The 19,283-nt window shown below is 67.6% G+C and carries 17 protein-coding genes and 1 tRNA gene; 9 read left to right on the top strand and 9 right to left on the bottom strand.

All coding sequences use genetic code 11. The annotated features are described in order from the left end of the window. Positions 1–49: 49 nt before the first annotated feature. The gene (locus BJ987_RS10075; RefSeq protein WP_209887298.1) at positions 50–1,153 is read right to left on the bottom strand and encodes a glycerol dehydrogenase; all 1,104 of its coding nucleotides are present in this window, start codon (positions 1,151–1,153) and stop codon (positions 50–52) included. Positions 1,154–1,275: 122 nt separating this feature from the next. On the opposite strand from BJ987_RS10075, the gene BJ987_RS10070 reads away from it, so the two are divergent. Next, complete coding sequence (locus tag BJ987_RS10070) at positions 1,276–2,109, top strand: MOSC domain-containing protein (protein ID WP_209887295.1); 834 nt, start codon at positions 1,276–1,278, stop codon at positions 2,107–2,109. Positions 2,110–2,130: 21 nt separating this feature from the next. Here the strand turns inward: BJ987_RS10070 and BJ987_RS10065 are convergent, their stop codons facing one another. From BJ987_RS10065 to BJ987_RS10050, 4 genes are all read right to left on the bottom strand, one after another. Continuing rightward, positions 2,131–2,868, bottom strand: a complete 738-nt coding sequence (locus BJ987_RS10065) for a nucleoside triphosphate pyrophosphohydrolase (RefSeq protein ID WP_209887292.1) — start codon at positions 2,866–2,868, stop codon at positions 2,131–2,133. Beyond that, a complete protein-coding gene (mfd, locus tag BJ987_RS10060) occupies positions 2,865–6,485 on the bottom strand; it encodes a transcription-repair coupling factor (protein ID WP_209887288.1) in 3,621 nt (1,206 codons plus the stop codon). The genes BJ987_RS10065 and mfd overlap by 4 nt, the downstream gene beginning before the upstream one ends. 127 nt (positions 6,486–6,612) lie before the next feature. Beyond that, positions 6,613–7,260, bottom strand: coding sequence for a TetR family transcriptional regulator (locus BJ987_RS10055; RefSeq protein WP_209887285.1), 648 nt, complete (start codon positions 7,258–7,260; stop codon positions 6,613–6,615). Between the two features lie 182 nt (positions 7,261–7,442). Then, a complete protein-coding gene (locus BJ987_RS10050) occupies positions 7,443–8,081 on the bottom strand; it encodes a TetR/AcrR family transcriptional regulator (protein ID WP_209898133.1) in 639 nt (212 codons plus the stop codon). A gap of 214 nt (positions 8,082–8,295) precedes the next feature. Here BJ987_RS10050 and BJ987_RS10045 point away from each other — a divergent pair. The 7 genes from BJ987_RS10045 (at position 8,296) to BJ987_RS10015 (ending at position 13,961) form a co-directional block, all read left to right on the top strand. Then, positions 8,296–8,366: transfer RNA gene (locus tag BJ987_RS10045), tRNA-Gln, on the top strand. Between the two features lie 80 nt (positions 8,367–8,446). Then, positions 8,447–9,940 carry a bifunctional UDP-N-acetylglucosamine diphosphorylase/glucosamine-1-phosphate N-acetyltransferase GlmU gene (glmU, locus tag BJ987_RS10040; protein ID WP_209887282.1) on the top strand — a complete coding sequence of 498 codons (1,494 nt, stop codon included), beginning with the start codon at positions 8,447–8,449 and terminating at the stop codon, positions 9,938–9,940. Beyond that, positions 9,937–10,917 (top strand): ribose-phosphate diphosphokinase, encoded by a 981-nt coding sequence (locus tag BJ987_RS10035; RefSeq protein ID WP_209887279.1) that lies wholly within the window; start codon positions 9,937–9,939, stop codon positions 10,915–10,917. Before glmU ends, BJ987_RS10035 begins: the two co-directional genes overlap by 4 nt. Positions 10,918–11,024: 107 nt before the next feature. Continuing rightward, positions 11,025–11,696, top strand: coding sequence for a hypothetical protein (locus tag BJ987_RS10030; protein WP_209887276.1), 672 nt, complete (start codon positions 11,025–11,027; stop codon positions 11,694–11,696). 83 nt (positions 11,697–11,779) lie between these two features. Continuing rightward, entirely contained in the window at positions 11,780–12,040 is a 261-nt protein-coding gene (locus BJ987_RS10025) for a hypothetical protein (RefSeq protein ID WP_209887272.1), read from the top strand. Positions 12,041–12,128: 88 nt separating this feature from the next. Next, positions 12,129–13,307, top strand: coding sequence for a hypothetical protein (locus BJ987_RS10020; RefSeq protein WP_209887269.1), 1,179 nt, complete (start codon positions 12,129–12,131; stop codon positions 13,305–13,307). Positions 13,308–13,331: 24 nt separating this feature from the next. Next, complete coding sequence (locus BJ987_RS10015; protein WP_209887265.1) at positions 13,332–13,961, top strand: DUF2461 domain-containing protein; 630 nt, start codon at positions 13,332–13,334, stop codon at positions 13,959–13,961. On the opposite strand, the gene BJ987_RS10010 is transcribed toward BJ987_RS10015, so the two are convergent. Then, complete coding sequence (locus BJ987_RS10010; RefSeq protein WP_209887261.1) at positions 13,958–15,604, bottom strand: fatty acyl-AMP ligase; 1,647 nt, start codon at positions 15,602–15,604, stop codon at positions 13,958–13,960. The two genes, BJ987_RS10015 and BJ987_RS10010, sit on opposite strands and share 4 nt — an antisense overlap. A gap of 91 nt (positions 15,605–15,695) precedes the next feature. Next, a complete protein-coding gene (locus BJ987_RS10005) occupies positions 15,696–16,355 on the bottom strand; it encodes a lysophospholipid acyltransferase family protein (protein WP_209887258.1) in 660 nt (219 codons plus the stop codon). A 71-nt stretch (positions 16,356–16,426) separates the two neighbouring features. Here BJ987_RS10005 and BJ987_RS10000 point away from each other — a divergent pair, with 71 nt between their 5' ends. Beyond that, positions 16,427–16,978, top strand: a complete 552-nt coding sequence (locus BJ987_RS10000; RefSeq protein WP_209887255.1) for a TetR/AcrR family transcriptional regulator — start codon at positions 16,427–16,429, stop codon at positions 16,976–16,978. A gap of 2 nt (positions 16,979–16,980) precedes the next feature. Here the strand turns inward: BJ987_RS10000 and BJ987_RS09995 are convergent, their stop codons facing one another. Beyond that, positions 16,981–17,898 carry a ribonuclease Z gene (locus tag BJ987_RS09995; RefSeq protein ID WP_209887252.1) on the bottom strand — a complete coding sequence of 306 codons (918 nt, stop codon included), beginning with the start codon at positions 17,896–17,898 and terminating at the stop codon, positions 16,981–16,983. Between the two features lie 5 nt (positions 17,899–17,903). Continuing rightward, on the bottom strand, positions 17,904–19,082 hold the full coding sequence (locus tag BJ987_RS09990; RefSeq protein WP_209887249.1) for an aminotransferase class V-fold PLP-dependent enzyme: 1,179 nt from the start codon (positions 19,080–19,082) through the stop codon (positions 17,904–17,906). Between the last annotated feature and the right edge of the window lie 201 nt (positions 19,083–19,283).

Genomic DNA, 19,283 nt, shown 5'->3' with positions numbered 1-19,283 from the left:
GTTTCGGTGTCGGGCCTGGGGCTCTCGGGCCCGCCGAAATCACACTGTGTTATAGGTCACTTGTTTTCCGGCCCAGCGCGTCGGCGGCGCGCAGGGCGTCCAGCACCAGCGGAGCGGTCACCTCGAACGGCTCGTTGTGGATGGTTTCGCCGGGCGCGACAGCGCGGGTCGCGATGGCGGACAAGGTGTCTCGATCGGCGTCATCCAGGCCCAGCGCGGCCAGGGTGACGGGCAAGCCGACCGACGCACAGAAGGCGAGCACGGTGGAGATCTCCGCGGCAGGCGCGCCTTCCAGCACCAGCTGGGTGAGCACGCCGAAGGCCACCTTCTCGCCGTGCAGAAACGGATGGGTTCGCGGTGCCGCGGTGAGCCCGTTGTGCACCGCATGGGCCGCGGCCAGCCCGGATGATTCGAAGCCCAGACCCGACAGCAATGTGTTGGCTTCGACGATGCGTTCCAGCGCCGGTGTGACCGTGCGGGTTTCGACGGCGGTCAACGCGTCGGCCCCGTCGGCGAGCAGAGTCCGATAACAGAGTTCGGCGAGCGCGACGGCGCTGCGAGTGGAGGCTCCGCCGCGCATGTTCCGCACGTGCCCGGCGACGCAGGTGCGCGCTTCGAACCAGGTGGCCAGTGCGTCGCCCATGCCGGAGGTGAGCAACCGCGCGGGCGCTTGGACCACGGCCGAGATATCCACCAGCACCAGCGCGGGATTGCGCGCCACCAGCTTGTACTCCTCGAATTCGCCCGCGTCGGTGTAGATCACCGACAGCGCGCTGCACGGCGCGTCACTGGAGGCGGTGGTGGGACAGCTGATCATCGGTAATTCCAGATCGGCGGCGACCGCCCGCGCCGCGTCGATCACCTTCCCGCCGCCCGCGCCCAATACCGCCGCGCTGCCCTGCTCCTGGACGGCCGCGGTGATCCGCGCGATCTCGCCGCGACTGCATTCGCCGCCGAACCGGTGCACCGTGTAAGTGATCTTCGCCTCGGTCAGCGAACGATCCCACTGCTCGGAGAGCAACCGCACCGCGCTGGGACCCGCGACGATCAACAACGGCCCGCCGATACCGAGACGCGCCAGTTCACCGCCGAGAGCCGCGGTAGCGTCCCGGCCCTGCACGTAATGGCCCGGCGAAGAGAACACACTCAGCATTTGGCACCTCCCGATCCCTGGGCATTCCCACGCCCCGAATCCACACCTCAGGGCGGCCGATTCCGTTCCCGGCCAACGCTACGCGTCCACCGATGCCAGGTGGGCGCGGTTAGGCTGATCTCGTGGCTACCGTCTCCGAGCTCTGGCTCTATCCGATCAAAGGCTGCGCGGGCAGCCCGCTGGCGCAGGCGGAGATTCTGCCGACCGGCGTGGCGCACGATCGCACGTTCATGTTCGTCCGCCCCGACGGCCTGTTCCGCAGCCAGCGCGGCACCCCGCGGCTCTCGGTGATCCGCCCGGAATTGGCCGGCGACGGCGCGAAGCTGACGCTCTCGGCCATGGACCACGAAACCCATACCCTGGATGTGCGTCCGGACGGACCGCGCCTGAGCCTGAACGTGCACAACACCTGGGAAGGCGACGGCATCGACCAGGGCGACGAGGTCGCCGCCTGGGCGAGCGACCTCCTCGACGAGGATGTCCGCCTCGTCCGCGTCCCGCCGGACCACCAGCGCGCCGTCGACGATTGGCACGGCGACATCACCTTCACCGACTCCACGCCGCTGCATCTGACCTCGACGTCGTCGCTGGACGACCTGAACGCCCGCATCCTGGAAAAAGGCGCGGCCCCCGTCCCGATGGAGCGCTTCCGTCCGAACATCGTGATGACCGGCTGGCCCGACCCGTACTTCGAAGACGGCATCCGTGATTTCACCCTGGGTGACACCCACCTGCGCTGGGTGAAACCGGATGTCCGCTGCCAGGTCACCGTCGTCGACCAGCTCACCGGCAAGCGCTCGGGTCCCGAACCTCTCCGCACGCTCGCCGACTACCGTCGCGATCCGGGCGGTGGCGTCACATTCGGCATCAAGGTGGCCGTAAACAACCCGGGCACAGTCAATCTGGGTGACGAGATCGTCGTGCATCAGTTCGCGGACGATCAGTCACGGAAGTAGTGGCTGAGGGTGTGGAGCCCGTCAGCGCCGCCAGTACAAACGCCAGTCGGCGGCCGTGAGTGGTGCGCGGGCGCCGCGGGCGGTTTCCGCCGCGTCCTCGGCGAGGCGGATGGTGGTGGCGAAGTCCAGAGTTGCTTTGCGAAGGCGTTCTTCGGCGCTGTCCGGGCCACCGAGGTGCACCACACGGAGGTCTTCGTGGATCAGATCGGCCGGGAGGCCCGCCTTGGTGCTGCGGGCGACGACCTTTTCGGCCAGGGCCAACGCCGGTTGGGCCATGGCGATGCCGTCCAGGCAGGAGCGGCGGGACTTCTCGGTGGATTTGCGCTCCTCCCAGGCTTTTTCCTGGGCGGCGATCTTCACCGCGAGGGGCGCGGCCGGGTCGATGGGCGCTCCCGAGAGCTGCGGACTGCGGTTGACGAGCTTGGCCACCAGGGCCGCCGCTACGTCGTCGACGGTGAATTCGCCTGCGGCCTGGGCGATTCGGGAGTGGAACAGCACCTGCAGCAGCAGATCGCCGAGTTCCTCCTTGATGGTCTCGGCGTCGTTGTGCTGGATGGCGTCGAGGAGCTCATAGGTTTCCTCGAGCAGGTACGGGCGCAGCGAGTCGTGGGTCTGGGTGACTTCCCAGCCGCCGAAGTTCCACAGGCGGTCCATCACTTCGACGGCGCCGGCCAGACCGCGGGCGACCACCGCCGTGTCGGTGCCGGCCGCCGCATTGCGGGCCGCGCGCAGGACGGACTCCTGCCGGGGGGAGGTCATCGGGCCGCCGTGGCTTCGGTGGCGACGGTGAGATCGACTGCGCCCTGGGCTTTTCCGTCGAGGGCCAGCAGCAGATCCGCGACGAATTGCAGCAGCTGGACATCGCGCACCCGGTCCGCGCCGACGCTGTCCTCGACCCGCGGCAGCGGCAGCGAGACGACGCCGCTGGCCGCTTTGTAGTTCGCGCTCGGGTACAGCCGCTTCAACCGCAGCTGCTTGGAATCGGGCATGTTCAGCAGCGGCGACACCTTCAGGGTGGTGCCGGTGACCGCGATTTCGGTGACGCTGTATTCGCGGGCCAGCAGGCGCAGCTTCGCCACCGAGACCAGCCGGCCGACCTCGACGGGCAGCGGGCCATAGCGGTCGACGAGTTCTTCGATGACGGCGGCTAGCGCCGAATCATCCTGAGCTGAGGCGAGTTTGCGGTAGGCCTCCAGGCGCAGCCGGTCGCTGGCGATGTAGTCGGGCGGAATGTGCGCGTCGACCGGCAGATCGATGCGGACCTCCTTGACTTCCTCACCGGTGGTGATGGGCTTGCCGTCGGCGGCGGCGCGATAGGCCTCCACCGCCTCGCCGACCAGGCGCACATAAAGGTCGAAGCCGACGCCCGCCACATGGCCGGACTGTTCGGCGCCGAGCACGTTGCCGGCACCGCGGATCTCGAGATCCTTCATGGCCACCGCCATGCCCGCGCCGAGATCGGAGTTCTGCGAGATGGTGGCCAGGCGGTCGTAGGCGGTTTCGGTGAGCGGTTTCTCCGGCGGGTACAGGAAATAGGCGTAACCGCGTTCCCGGCTGCGGCCGACGCGGCCACGCAGCTGGTGCAACTGCGAAAGGCCCAGCGCGTCAGCGCGTTCCACGATCAGGGTGTTGGCATTGGAGATGTCCAGGCCGGTTTCGATGATGGTGGTACAGACCAGCACGTCGAACTCGCGCTCCCAGAAACCCTGCACGGTCTGCTCGAGCGTGTCCTCGTTCATCTGGCCGTGCGCGATCGCCACCCGCGCCTCGGGCACCAGCTCCCGAATCCGCTTGGCGGCCTTCTCGATCGAGGACACCCGGTTGTGCACGTAGAACACCTGGCCGTCGCGCAGCAACTCCCGGCGGATGGCGGCGGTGACCTGCTTGTCGTTGTAGGCGCCGACGTAGGTGAGCACCGGGTGACGTTCCTCGGGCGGGGTGAGGATGGTCGACATCTCGCGAATGCCGGCCAGGCTCATCTCCAGCGTGCGCGGAATCGGTGTGGCGGACATGGTCAACACGTCCACGTGGGTGCGCAGGGCCTTGATGTGTTCCTTGTGCTCGACGCCGAAACGCTGTTCCTCATCGACGATGACCAGGCCGAGATCCTTCCACCGGATCCCGGTCTGCAACAGGCGGTGGGTGCCGACCACGATGTCTACCGAGCCGTCGGCCATGCCCGCCATGACCTCCCGCGCGTCGGCCGGGTCGGTGAACCGGGACAGTCCCTTCACGGTGACCGGGAACCCGGCGACGCGCTCGGTGAAGGTCTGCAGATGCTGCTGGGCGAGCAAGGTTGTCGGCACCAGCACCACGACCTGCTTGCCGTCCTGCACGGCCTTGAACGCGGCGCGCACCGCGATCTCGGTCTTGCCGTAGCCGACGTCGCCGCACACCACGCGGTCCATCGGGACCGCCTTCTCCATATCCGACTTCACCTCGGCGATGGCGGTCATCTGGTCGATGGTCTCGGTGAAGGCGAACGCGTCCTCCATCTCCTGCTGCCACGGGGTGTCCGGGCCGAACGCGTGCCCGGGGGCGGCCTGGCGGGCGGCGTACAGCTGCACCAGCTCGCCCGCGATCTCGCGAACGGCCTTGCGCGCCTTGCGCTTCGTGTTCGCCCAGTCCGAACCGCCGAGCTTGGACAGGCTCGGCATCTCGCCGCCCACGTAGCGGGAGAGCTGATCGAGGGATTCCATCGGGACGAACAGCCGGTCTCCCGGCTGACCGCGCTTACCGGGCGCGTATTCGATAACCAGGTATTCGCGACGCGCCCCGCCGATGGTGCGTTCGATCATCTCCACGAACCGGCCGATGCCGTGCTGATCGTGCACCACCATGTCGCCCGCGTTCAGGGCGAGCGGGTCGACCTGGTTGCGCCGTTTGGCGGGCATCCGCTTGCCCTCGCCGGGCGCGGTGACCCGGTTACCGGTCAGATCGGATTCGGCGACGACCACCAGGCCGGCCTCGGGAAATACCAGGCCGTCGTGCAGCGAACCGCACAGCACGCCGACCACGCCGGCGGCCGGTTCGGCACCTGACTCGAGCGCCGCGGCGGGCACCTCGGCATCGGACAGGCGCTCCAGAATGCGTTGTGCCGTACCGTGTCCCGCCACCACGACCACCGCGCGACCGCCGGTCGCGACATGCGCGCGCAGCGACGCGAAGATGGTCGCGACGAGTTCGTCGGAGCCGCGCGCGGACGTACCGCCGGTGACCGGCAGCACCACCTCGGCGGGATCGCCGGAGGCCAGCGGGCTCAGCGTCCACCAGGGCAGATCGTGCTCATCGGCGCTCTGACGAATCTCCGGCAGCCCGCGGTAGCCGGAAGCGGCGAGATCGAGCCCGTGCCCGCCCAGCGGCGCCGCGCCGCCGAAAGACGCTGCGGTCCAGGAGGCTTCGAGGAATTCCGCACCGGTGCGCACCAGATCGGCCGCGCGCGTGCGCACCTTCTCCGGATCGCAGAGCAGCAGATGCGTGCCCGCGGGCAGCACCTCGGTGAGCAGGCGCAACTCGCCTGGCTGCAACACCGGCAGCAGCGCCTCCATGCCCTCGACGGGCATGCCCTCGGCCAGCTTGTCCAGCATCTCCACCAGGGCGGCGTCGGCCGCGTTGGCCTTCGCGACCTCGGCGGCGCGCTCCCGGACCGCCGCGGTGAGCAGCAGTTCCCGGCACGGGGTGGCGACCACGAGGGGGATGTCCAGTTCCGACAGCGAGCGCTGATCGGCGACCGAGAACGCGCGCACCTCGGTGATCTCGTCGCCCCAGAACTCGACGCGCACCGGATGATCGGCGGTCGGCGGGAACACGTCGAGGATGCCGCCGCGGACCGCGAACTCGCCGCGTTTGCCCACCATGTCGACCCGGGAGTAGGCGAATTCGACCAGGCGCGTGAGCAATTCGTCGAAGTCGAGCTCGGCGCCGACCCGCAGCACGATCGGCTCGACATCGCCGAGCCCCGCCGCCATCGGCTGCATCAGCGAGCGCACGGTCGTCACGATGACGCGCAGCGGTACCGGGAAGATCTCGTCCTCGGGATGCGCGAGGCGGCGCATCACCTCCAGCCGGCGGCCCACGGTGTCCGCGCCCGGCGAGAGACGCTCGTGCGGCAGCGTCTCCCAGGACGGGAACTGGGCCACGCTCGCGCCGAGCATCTCGGTCAGCTCGACGGTCAGGTCATCGGCCTCGCGACCGGTGGCCGTCACCACCACCAGCGGCCGCTTCGCCGCGAGGGTGGCCGCCACGAACGGTCGCACCGCACTCGGCGCGACCAGCTCCACGGTCGACTTGCCGACCAGCTCGGCGACGGTCCGCAGGGCACTGTCGGCCCCGGCCACCGCGGCCAGTCCGGCGAGAGGTGGGCGGTGCGTGGACATCAACGACTCCTGAGCTCAGGCGGGCTTTCCGGAACGGCCAACCGAGTCTAGTCACCGCCTACGACAGCCGGATCGCCACCGTCGCCCCGGCGCGTTGCCGACCGGGACGACGGCAGGGAGGCCGAAACTAGGGCACGTACCGGCGCAGTCGGCGCGCCGCGAATTCCCTGAAGTAGGAGAGCTTTTCACCCGGCACGAGGGACGGCAGCAGGAAATACCAGGCCCGCTCCATGCGTGAGGCCATCTGATCGATGCTCTCGGTGCCGACCGCCACGATGTGCACGCCCGCCGTGACCTCCTGCAACAGCAGGCCCACCACGTCCGGATCCAGCTCCGGCTCCAGATCGCCCTGGGCGATCGCCCGCTCCGCGAGCAAACGGTAGGTGTCACCCCAGGTCTTGGCGATATTGTCGCCCTGCGCCCCGCGGTAGTCGCCGATCTGATGGGTCAGCTTCAGCATGGCGCCGACCATCGGATCGTTCATCGATAGATCGGCCACCACGTAGGTGATGCCGATGCACGCCTCCAGCGCCGGTACGCGCGGATCGAAGAAGCCCTGGCACGAGCTGACCAGTCGCTCGTTGCCCTGATCCACCACGGCGCGCGCTAGCTCTTCCTTCGAGCCGAAGTGAAAGTACAAGGCGCCCTTGGTCACATTGGACTGCGCGATGATCTCGCTGAGGCTCGCGTTGGCGTAGCCCAAGCGCAGAAAGACATCGGCAGCGCCCGCAAGGACGGAGTCGCGGGTGATCTCCGCGCGCGCTTGCCTAGCCATCAGATCCGCCTGTCATCCCTAAAACCAGCCATCCTGAAGTAGACCGACATCCCGAATTAGACCGACATACCGCTCGAACAGCACCCAGAGGATGGGTGAACCGTACCACCAGGTGGGCGTGCGACAGCGAATTCGAGCATTCCCCAGGGGGCGCAGCGCAATTCGCTGGTTAACATACCGGGTCACTCAGCCGAGCCGGTTAGCTCCACTCCGCTGATCGCCACCTGGGCCTGCGAACTCAGCTTCGGCGCCGCCTCGAGGTGGCTCAATCCGTTCCAGCACAGGTTCACCAGGTGTGCCGCCACAACCTCTTTCGAGGGTGTACGCACATCCAGCCACCAGGTCGCGGCCGTCGAAACCATCCCGACCAGCGCCTGCGCGTAGAGCGTGGCGAGACTGGTGTCGAACTCGCGGCGCTCGAAATCACCGGCCAGGATATGCGCCACCTGGTTGGTCGCCTCGTTGAGCAGACTGGAGTAACGACCGTCGTCGGTCGCTACGGGTTGATCCCGCACCAGGATTCGGAATCCGTCGGTGCGGTCCTCGATGTAGGTCAGCAGCGCCAGCGCAACCCGCTCCAGCCGCACCCGGGACCGATGGTGCGTCAGCGACGAGGTGATCATGTCCAGCAGCATCGACATCTCGCGGTCCACGACGACCGCGTAGAGGCCTTCCTTACCGCCGAAGTGTTCGTACACCACAGGTTTCGACACCTGCGCGCGTTGCGCGATCTCCTCGATGGAGGTCGCCTCGTACCCGCGCTCGGCGAACAGCGCGCGTCCGATCTCGATCAACTGCTGCCGTCGTTGGGTCCCCGTCATCCGCGGACGGGCTACCCGATGCGGCTCACCCGAAGTCACCTCGTGCCTCCTCGGCTATGACCAGCACTGCCGACGACAACTGTTCCAGACAGCTCCGTCACGCGCCCAACCCCCGGCCCCCGCAAGATTCGCGAGGAGGCGGACTAGTATGCGAGGATCTTTCCCGTGCCGCTGGCACAGCGGCGGGTTCTGTGTTGATCCGCCGGTGTGGCAATCCGCCGTAGTGTAATGGCAGCACCTCTGATTTTGGTTCAGATAGTTCAGGTTCGAGTCCTGGCGGCGGAGCACATCGGCGGCACGAGCGCTTTCGAAGCCGAGAAGGCCTATCGCCGCCATGCACGATGACAGGCAGCCGAGGGAGATTCATGCCACAGCAGACCGCCGTCGTCGTTCTCGCAGCCGGAGCCGGGACGCGAATGCGGTCGAAGACCCCTAAAGTGCTGCATTCGCTGGCCGGTCGGAGCATGCTCGCGCACGCGCTCCATGCGGCGAACGAGATCGACCCCGCCTTCCTCATCACCGTGGTGGGCCACGACCGCGAACAGGTCGGCGCCGCGATGACCGCCGAAGCCGAGATCATGGGCCGCGAGATCATCCCGGCGCTGCAGGAAAAACAATTGGGCACCGGGCACGCGGTGCAGTGCGCGCTGACGGCGCTGCCACCCGGCTTCGACGGCGACCTGCTGGTCACCTCGGCCGATGTGCCGCTGCTGGACGGGCACACTCTGTCCGCGCTGCTCGACGAGCACCGCAGCTACCCCGAACGATCCGCGGTCACCGTGCTGACCTTCGTACCGGACGACCCGAACGGCTACGGCCGCATCGTCCGGGACGCCCAGGGTCAGGTGTCCGAGATCGTCGAGCACGCCGACGCCAGCCCCGAGCAGGCCGCGATCACCGAGGTGAACTCGGGCGTATACGTCTTCGACGCCGCGGTGCTGCGCACCATGGTCGGCCGGTTGTCCACCGCCAACGCCCAGCACGAGCTCTACCTCACCGATGTGCTGAAGCTGGCTCGCGAGGCCGGTCATCCGGTGCACGGCGCGCGACTGGTCGACGCGGCGAAGGTCACCGGCGTCAACGATCGCGTGCAGCTCTCCGAGGCGGCGCGCACCCTGAACCGCTACATCCTGGAACGCCATATGCGCGCCGGGGTCACCATCATGGATCCGTCCTCCACCTGGGTGGACGCGGCCGTGCGCATCGGCCGCGACGCCGTACTCAAGCCCGGCGTGCAGTTGCTCGGCACCACCGTCATCGGCGAAGACGCCGAGGTCGGGCCGGACTCCACGCTGACCGACGTACTGGTCGGAGACGGCGCGAAAGTGATTCGCACGCACGGCGAGCAGGCCTCGATCGGGCCGGGCGCCACCATCGGCCCGTTCAGCTACCTACGTCCCGGCACCGTGGTCGGCGAATCCGGCAAGCTCGGCGCGTTCGTCGAGACCAAGAACGCCACCATCGGCGCCCACTCCAAGGTGCCGCACCTCACCTACGTCGGCGACGCCACCATCGGCGAGCACAGCAACATCGGCGCTTCGAGCGTGTTCGTCAATTACGACGGCGTGAAAAAGCATCACACCGTGGTCGGCTCGCACGTACGTACGGGCAGCGACACCATGTTCATCGCGCCGGTGACGGTGGGTGACGGCGCCTATACGGGGGCGGGTACTGTACTGCGCAGAAGCGTTCCTCCGGGGGCTCTGGCGGTATCCGGCGGGGCGCAGAAGAATATCGAGGGCTGGGTGCAGCGGAACCGTCCCGGGACGGATGCGGCGCGTGCGGCGGAGGCTGCGATCTCGGCGGCCAACGAGATGTCGAGCAAGGCAATTGAGCAAAAGGATGGCAAACAGCAGTGACCGCGTCATGGATCGACAACCAGAAGAACCTCATGCTCTTCTCGGGACGCGCCCATCCTGAGCTGGCCGAGCAGGTCGCCAAGGAACTCGACGTCCACGTCACTCCGCAGACCGCCCGCGATTTCGCCAACGGTGAGATCTTCGTGCGCTTCGAGGAATCCGTGCGTGGCTCCGACGCCTTTGTGCTGCAGAGCTTCCCGGCGCCGCTGAACCAGTGGCTGATGGAACAGCTGATCATGATCGACGCGCTCAAGCGCGGTTCGGCCAAGCGCATCACCGCCGTTCTCCCGTTCTACCCCTACGCCCGCCAGGACAAGAAGCATCGCGGCCGCGAGCCCATCTCCGCCCGCCTGGTCGCCGACCTGCTCAAGACCGCCGGCGCGGACCGCATCATCACCGTCGACCTGCACACCGACCAGATCCAGGGCTTCTTCGACGGCCCCGTCGATCACATGCACGCGCAGGTGCAGCTGGTGGAGTACATCCGCAACAACTACCCGCTGGAGAACGTCACCGTCGTCTCCCCCGACGCCGGCCGCGTGAAGGTCGCCGAGAAGTGGGCGAACAACCTCGCCGACGCTCCGATGGCCTTCATCCACAAGACGCGTGACCCGCTGGTGCCGAACCAGGTCGTGGCCAACCGTGTGGTCGGTGACGTCGAGGGCCGCACCTGCATCCTGATCGACGACATGATCGACACCGGCGGCACCATCGCCGGCGCGGTGAAGGTGCTCAAGGAGGCGGGCGCGGTCGACGTCGTCATCGCCGCCACCCACGGTGTGCTCAGCGCCCCGGCCGCCGAGCGGCTGTCCAGCTGCGGCGCCAAGGAAGTCGTGGTCACCAACACGCTGCCGATCACCGAGGACAAGAAGTTCCCGCAGCTGACGGTGCTGTCCATCGCGCCGCTGCTGGCTCGCACCATCCGTGAGGTCTTCGAAAACGGTTCGGTGACGGGGCTTTTCAACGGCAACGCCTGACATATCCCGCGAACGGCCCGGACTCGTCGTCCGGGCCGTTCGTCGTTTGCCCAGCCGGTGCCGACGTGTGAGTATGGTGGGCGATTCACACCGGGAGGGGAACTCAGATGAGCACGCCGCACGATCCGCAGCAGCCGGTCGATCTCTGGAAGGCGAAGCAGCCGCAGGACTCGTCCCAGGCGGATCCAACCCAGGTGTGGCAGCCCGGCCAGGCGGATCCGACCCAGGTGTGGCAGCCCGGCCAGGTGGACCCGACCCGGGTGTCGCAGCCCGGCCAGGTGGACCCGACCCGGGTGTCGCAGCCCGGCCAGGTGGACCCGACCCAGGTGTGGCAGCCGGAGCAGCCCGCCCCCGGCGCGTATACCCCGCCTGGGGCGCAACCGGTCAGTCCGCAGCCCTATCCCGGTTTTCCGCCGCCGGCCCCGCCCGCCTATCCGGCCTACGGTCAGCAGCCCTACCCGCAGCAATACCAGCAGCCGGGCTATCCCCAGCAGCCGTACGCCACGCCCTATCCGCCGCCGTACGGGCAGCCCTCTCAGACACCGATCTGGTCGATCATCAGCTTCGCCTGCCTCGCGGCGTCGGTGTTCTCCATCCTCGTCCTCTGCGGACTTCCGATGATCGCGACCGGACCGGCGGGCGTCATTCTCGGCATTGTCGGCCACGCCAAGGGCGAGCAGTTGGGCAAATGGGCCGCGATCGCCAACGGCTTCTCCGTCGCGCTCGCGCTGGTGCTGATCCTGATCGGCGTCGCCGCGCTCAACTCGACATCGCCCTGAGCGCCCGCGTCGTCCTCGATACCGCACTCGGGCGCGACTAGGCTCGGTGGCGTGTACTGAACCCCCGGCGAAGGGACGCGCGCATGAACAGCGAACGGCTCGACCAGGACATGGGTGACGACGACCAGGCCGATGAGATCCGCGCCTACCAGCGCAATATCGAGGATCCGCCCGAGCATCGGCGGCTGCACAACCGCGAGAACGAGGCCGACGGCCGGCTCGGCATCCGCGAGGAACTGCAGCAGGAGTGGCACCGCGGCGACCGCACCGCCGAAGCCCGGCGCGCGGACGAGCGACCCGCCGAAGTGGCGGCGATAGATATCGTCGCCGATTCGGATCTGTAAAGATTCCGACATATAGCGATCGCGCATAGTGACTTTGTTCTGAAGTGGTACTCGGCAGCTGACCCGTACTTCGACGAGGAGAAGCGCTATGACCAACCCGCAGAACCCGGACGAGTCGCCGGAGCCCCGGACCGGCAGCGCACCGCAGTCGAGTCGAGAATCCGAGGAGACTCCAGAGCTAGCCGAGCCGAACCCGGCGGAGGAAACGACGATCCTCCGCCCGCCCGGAGAAACGACGGTACCGCCCGCCGAGGAGACGATGATCCTGCCGGCCGGTACCGAGTGGGCCACGCCCGCGTCCTCGGAACCGTGGTCGGCCACGTCAGCTTCCCCGCAGTCGGGGTCGGCCGAGTCGGCTTCCTCGGAACCATGGTCGGCCGAGTCTGCGTCCCCAGAGCAACGGTCCACTGAGTCGACGTCCGCGGAACCGTGGTCAGCGGAGTCCGCGTCCCAGGAATCGGGGTCGCCGATCTCCACTCCGGGTCAGCCGACCGACACCGGTAGCGGGACAACGTATCCGACCGGCGAGAGTGATCCACGGACAACGAGTTTCGCGCCGCAATCCGGAAGTTATCCGCCGCCTCCGGAACAGCCCTGGCAGCGGAGTCAGTCCTACCAGGAGCAGCAGCCGTACCAGCGGGAACAGCACTGGCAGCAAGGGCAGGCCGCACCGGAGCAGCCGTACCAGCAGGGACAGTCCTGGCAGCAGGGACCGTCCGCACCGGGACAACAGGCATACGAACACGAGAGCTGGCAGGGACAATCCCAGCCATACCAGCAGGAACGCTGGGAGCAGTCTGCACAGGGACAGCAGCAACACTGGCAGGGACAGCCCTACCAGCAGGAACCCTCCTGGCAGCAGGGGCAGCCCTTTGCGCAGGAACATCAGTATCTACAGGGACAGCCGTATTCACAGGGATCGCAAACTGGTGGCTATCCCCCATATCCGGGTCGGCCGGGCCAGCCGTATCCGTATCAGGGCGGACAGTACCCACAGGGCGACTACGGCGCGCCGCGGCAATCCGGCACACAGGTGCTGTCGATCCTCGGTTTCGTCTGCGCCGCACTGGCGCTGTTCTTCTGCCCGATTCTGTTCGGGCCGGCGGGCATCGCGCTCGGGTTGGTCGGTCGCAACAAAGGCGAGTCGCTGGGCAAGTGGGCCGCCATCGCCGCCACGGTCGGCTTGATCCTGGGCCTGATCTTCGCCTTCTTCGTCTGGGGCAGCGTGATCGAGAACGACTACTACAACGACGGCAATACCTACTGAGACCGCATGCTTTAGGTTCGAGGTATGGGTTTCAGCGGATTCCCCCTGGCGGGACTGGACTTCTACGAGGACTTGGAAGCCGACAACTCCAAGACGTTCTGGACCGCGCACAAGCACGTCTACGACGAGTCGGTGCGCGCGCCGATGGTCGCGCTGACCGCCGAGTTGGAGGCCGACTTCGGCGCGGCGAAGATCTTCCGTCCCTACCGCGACGTGCGGTTTTCCAAAGACAAGACGCCCTACAAGGATCATCAGGGCGCGGTCGTGAGCTTGACTTCCGGGGTCGGTTGGTACGTACAGATCGGCGCCGCCGGACTGTTCGTCGCCGGCGGCTTCTATGCCGGAGCGCCCACTCAGCTCGCCCAGCTGCGGGCCACTCTCGACGACGAGGTGCGCGGCTCGGAGCTGGAGGCGATCCTGGCCCGGCTCACCGAGGCGGGTTTCACGCTCGGCGGTGAAAAACTGAAGACCAAGCCGAAGGGCTACGACGCCGACCATCCGCGCATCGAGCTGCTACGGCACAAGCAGATCAGTTGCAGCAAAGATTTCGGTGCGCCGGACTGGCTGGACACCCCGCGCGCGGCGAAGGAGATCCGCGCAGCCTGGGAGACGCTGCGGCCGTTGGTCGAATGGCTGTACGCGGTGGTCGGTTAGTGCAGGTGCACGGCCGTGGCGGCGCGGCGCAGTTTTCCGGAGGACGTCTTCGGTAGTGCGCCGGGCCCTAGCACCGCGACGGTCCGGGGACGGACGCCGACCTCCGAGACCACCTCGTGCACGATCTCGCGTTCCATCCGCTTGACCTCGTCGGTGTTCTGGTGTTCGTTCGATTCGACTACAACAGCGAAGCTTTCGCGTTTCTGCCCCGCGTCCAGGCGCACCGCGACGGCGTTGCCGGGCCGCACGCCGGGGACTCGCATGGCGGCGCGTTCGATATCGGTGGGATAGATGTTCCGACCGCCCATGATGATGACGTCCTTGATCCGGCCGCACACCACCACCAGACCTTCTTCGGTGAAGTAGCCGATATCCCCGGTGTCGAGCCAGCCGTCGGCATCCTGGGCGGGCCGGAAGCCTTCAACCGTCACGTAGCCGGATGTCACCGCGGGGCCGCGTAATTCGATGACGCCGACCGAACGGGTCGGCAGCGGCTGACGTTCGGAGTCGACGATGCGGCCCTCGAGTCCGTCGACCAGATAGCCCAGGGTCGGGAGCCTGCGGACATTGCCGTGATGGGCGTGCTCGTCGGACACCGGCACCGCTTTGCCGAGCGCTTCCAGCAGATCGGCGTCGATGGGATCGAGCACCTGGCCCTTGCCCGGATCCGGAATGGACACGGCCAGTGTGGTTTCCGCCATGCCGTAGACCGGGGTGAGTGCCATCGGGTTCAGCCCGAAGCGCTTACCCGACTCGGCGAGTGCGTCCATGGTGTCGGGATCCACCGGCTCCGCGCCGTTCCACATGTACCGGACGCAGCTCAGGTCCAGCGTGCCGTCCGCGGCCTGCTTCAAACGGCGAGCCAGCAGTGAGTAGGCGAAATTGGGTGCCGCCGTGACCGTTCCGCGATACTTGTGGATCAACTCGGCCCACAGCAGCGGGCGCATCAGGAAATCGATCGGCGTCACGCAGACCACCTCGGCGCCGAATTGCATAGGCACACTGAGGAATCCGACCATGCCCATGTCGTGGAACAACGGCAGCCAACTGACCATCACATCCTGATCGAGCTGGAATTTGACGCGGTTGAACATGTCGTAGGCGTTGACGAAGAAGTTGCCGTGCGTGATCTGCACCGCCTTCGGCACACCGGTCGACCCGGAGGTCAACTGCTGCAGGGCGATATCGGCTTCGCCGGTGGACAGCGGCTCGGTGTCCGGCCCGTCGGGTAACTGATCGATGCGGACGACCGTGATCCCGCGTTCGCGCAGGATCGCTTCGGCGGCCTCGAAGGGCGCGCCGAGCACCACGGCCCGCGCTTCGATCATGTGCAGCACGGTCTCGGTGTCGCGGGCCCACACCACCAGATCGGTGCGCGGCGTGGGCTGGTGCAGCATGGTGATCGAGGCGCCGCGCATCCAGATCGCCTGGCAGACCGGGGCGATATCGACCGGCATGCCCGCGAGCACGCCGACCGCGTCCCCGTGCCCGATCCCGGCCGCGGCCAGCCCGCCGGCCATACGCCGGGCGAGCTGGTGGATCTCACTCCAGGTCTGGCGTTTCGGCGCGTTCGGCTCGCCCGTCACCAGTCCCCGCTGGGAAGACTGCGCGGTCGCGTACATCTCGTCGGTGAACCTGCTCAACGTCCGACTCCCTCATCGACATGCCGGGCTGTGCTCCTGTCCCACTATCCCGCGCGACCCGACCGGCGTTAACCCGTTTCGCCGCAACGAGTCAGCGCGGGGCGAAGGTGGCAGCGTAGCGGTCGACGTAGGGGCGTCCGGCGCGGGCGGCGAGTTCACGCATCAGTTCGTCCGTCGCGGCGCGCGGCGTGGTCTGCGGGCCGGCGGCGAAGTAGTAGCGGGGCGCGCCGATGCTGATCCGAATCTTGGTGGGCCGCAACAACCTGCTGCCGCGCGGGTTCATGCGGTCGGTACCGGACAGGACCACCGGGATGACCGGCGCACCGGTGGCCATGGCGACGCGCAGGGCGCCGGTGCGGCCGCGGTAGATCCGGCCGTCCGGTGAGCGGGTGCCCTCCGGGTGAATGGCCCAGATGCCGCCCGCCTCGAGGATTCCGGTCGCCGCGGCCAAGGCGTCGGCGGCCGCGGTGCCGCCTGTGCGGTCGACCGGGACCTGACCGGCGACGGTATAGAACCACCGCTGGAAGAGGCCCTTCAGTCCGGTGCCGGTGAAGTACTCCTGCTTGGCCAGGAAGGTGACGCGGCGCGGCAGGATCAGCGCCAGATACAGCGAATCGATCACCGCGAGATGATTGGCCGCGATGATGACCGGTCCGTCCGGCGGAACATGGTGCAGGCCCTCCACTTTCGGCCGGCCCAGCAGCCGCAGCAGCGGCCCGAGCAGGACGTGTTTGAAGAGCCGGTACCACATGGATTTCCTCCTGAACCAGGTTGTAGACACTGTCTACACGATTGGAGTAGACACTGTCTACACTGAACGCCATGCCCGAATCCCTGCGTGAGCGATTGGTCGGCGTCGGCGTGGAACTACTGGAGGAAGTCGGCGCGGGTCAGCTCGGTCTGCGCACGATCACCCGGGCCGCGGGCGTCTCGCACGGCGCGCCGCGCCGGCACTTCCCCACCCACCAGGCACTGCTCGGGGCGATCGCGGCCCGCGGATTCGCCGATCTCCTCGCGCGGTTCGCCCGAATCGACCCGGCGGCGGAGCCTCGAGACCGCCTGCGCGCGATGGCCGTCGACTATGTCGACTTCGCCGCCGCCCGACCGGAGATGTTCACGCTGATGTTCCGGCACGACCTGCTCGAAGGATCCGGCGAGAACCTGCGAGCCACCACACTGCCGATCTTCGAGCAGTTCACCGGCCTGGTCGCCGATGTCACCGGCGCCGCCGACCCGGCCGCACGCGCCTTGGCCCTCTGGACGAACCTGCACGGCATCGCCACGCTGCAAGCCAACCGCAGCCTGGCGTTGATCGCACCCGCCGCCGATCCCGGCGCACTGGTGACCCAGGTCCTCGAAGCACACCTCGCCTGAGGTCAGCGGCGGGGCGGCAACGGGATTCGGCTGAGATCGCGGGCGACGACGATCTCGCCGGAGAAGTGTTTTTCGGCTTCGGCGAGATGCGGATCCAACGACTGATAGCGCTGGGAGAAGTGCGTCAGCACGAGTTTGCGGGCACCGGCTTCGGCCGCGACGCGTGCGGCCTGGGCGGCCGTGAGATGGCCGTACTCCTCGGCCAGACGGACATCGGCGTCCAGGAACGTCGCTTCGATGACGAGCAGGTCGACACCCGAGGCCAATTCGTAGACGCCGTCACAGAGCCGGGTGTCCATCACGAAGGCGAAACTCTGGCCCGGTCGCGGAGTGCTGACCTCGGCCAAAGTAACGGTGCGGCCGTTGATTTCGAGCGAACCGCGCTGTTGCAGGCGACCGATGTCCGGGCCGTGCACGCCGAGTTCACGCAGGCGCTTGGGCAGGATGCGGCGGCCGCTGGGTTCGGTGAGCCGGTAGCCGAAGGTGTCGACCGGATGGGACAGCTGGATCGCCTCGAGGGCGAACGGCGCGTCCGGTGCGTCCAGCGGACCGGCGGCGGCGATCGGATGCGGAGTCAGTTCCACATTCCGGCGGAAAGCCGTGGCGTTGCACAGCCTTTCGAAGTACGCCTCGCCCGAGGCTGGATAGTAGGCATGCACCGGGTGCGGCACCTTGTCCAGATTGATGCGCTGCACGATGCCCGGCAACCCGAGGCTGTGGTCGCCGTGGAAATGGGTGATCGCGATGCGGGTGATGTCGGTGACCGAGACGCCGGCGTAGGACATCTGACGCTGAGTGCCCTCGCCCGGATCGAACAGCACCCCCTCCGATCCCCAGCGCAACAGGTAGCCGTTGTGGTTGCGGACCTTGGTCGGAACCTGGCTCGCGGTGCCGAGGACGACGAGTTCGCGCTGCGACATCGGCCCTACAACTCGGCGAGCGCCGCGACGAAGCGATCGAGTTCGTCGAAGCTCACGAAACAGTGCGGCGAGGCGCGCACCACGGCGTCCAGGCCGCGGGCGGTCATATCCAGCAGAGTGGAGCTCGCCTGGCTGACGGTGACGGTGATGTCGCGCGCCGCGAGGCGGTCGCGGACGTCGAACGCGGCGACCCCGTCGACGGTGAACGAGACGATCCCGCTGTGCCGCACGCCCAGATCACGCACGGTCACGCCGGGGATCTCGGGCAGCGTCTTGCGCAAGTATTCGGCGCGGGCGGCGACGGCGGCGTAGACATCCTCGGGCCCGAGGTCGAGCAGATAGCGGACGGCGGCGCCGAGGCCGAGCCGTCCGGCCACATCGCACTCCCAGAATTCGAAGCGGCTCGCGTCGGCTGCCAGCTGGTAGCTGTCGGCGCTGGTCCACTGCGCGCTGTGCAGATCCAACCGCTGCGGCTCCAGGGTCGTGGCCAATTCTGGTCGGACATAGAGGAATCCGGTGCCGCGCGGGCCGCGCAGCCATTTGCGGCCGGTGACCGACATGGCGTCGACATCGAGTTCGCGGGTGTCCAGCGCGATTTGACCAGCCGACTGACACGCGTCGAGCAGCACCAGCGCGCCCACCGAGTGCGCGATTCGGGTAGCTTCGGCCGCCGGGTTGACCAGGCCGCCATTGGACGGAACATGCAGGACCGAAACCAATTTCACGCGTTCGTCGACCATGTCGGCCATGGCGTCGAGGTCGAGCTGGCCGTTCGGATCGGTGGGGATCTGTTCCACCCGGGCGCCGGTCGCGCGCGCACGTTGCAGCGCGGCAATGCCATTGGAGGCGTAGTCGGAGCCGGAGATCAGGATGCGGTCACCGGGGCCCAGCGGCACGGAATAGAAGAAATCAGCCCAGGCGCGAGTCGCGCTGTCGCTCAGCGCGATACAGCTCGGATCGGCGTTGATCAGAGTGCCGATATCAGTCTTCACGGCGGCGAGATCCTCGAGGCGCTCGTTCGCCGCCCGATAGCCACCGACCTCCGCTTCGCGCCGCAGGTGCCCGATGACAGTGTCGAGCACAACCTGCGACGGCAGCGAAGACCCGGCGCTGTCCAGGAACACCGTCCCGGAATCGGACCCGCACCCCGGTGTCTCCGCCCGTACGCGACCTTCGTCAAGCATGTCAACGACCCTAGCGCCTCCGGCGGTCCGCGCGCTGGCCCTCGGTCCCCGCGTTGTCCCGCATCAATACACCGATTTGGTGGGCTCGGCAGCCGCCCTGGTCAGCCGGGAAGTTTGTTTTCTTGTCGATTTCTTGTCGGTGCCGCTCGCTAGGCTGGTTCGGGTCGGCCCGGCTCGAGTGGGCTCGCACAAGCAACACGA

The organism is Nocardia goodfellowii (genome assembly GCF_017875645.1).
Taxonomy (GTDB): domain Bacteria; phylum Actinomycetota; class Actinomycetes; order Mycobacteriales; family Mycobacteriaceae; genus Nocardia; species Nocardia goodfellowii.
The sequence above is the reverse complement of the archived record's forward strand: the minus strand, read 5'-3'. Positions and strand labels throughout refer to the sequence as shown.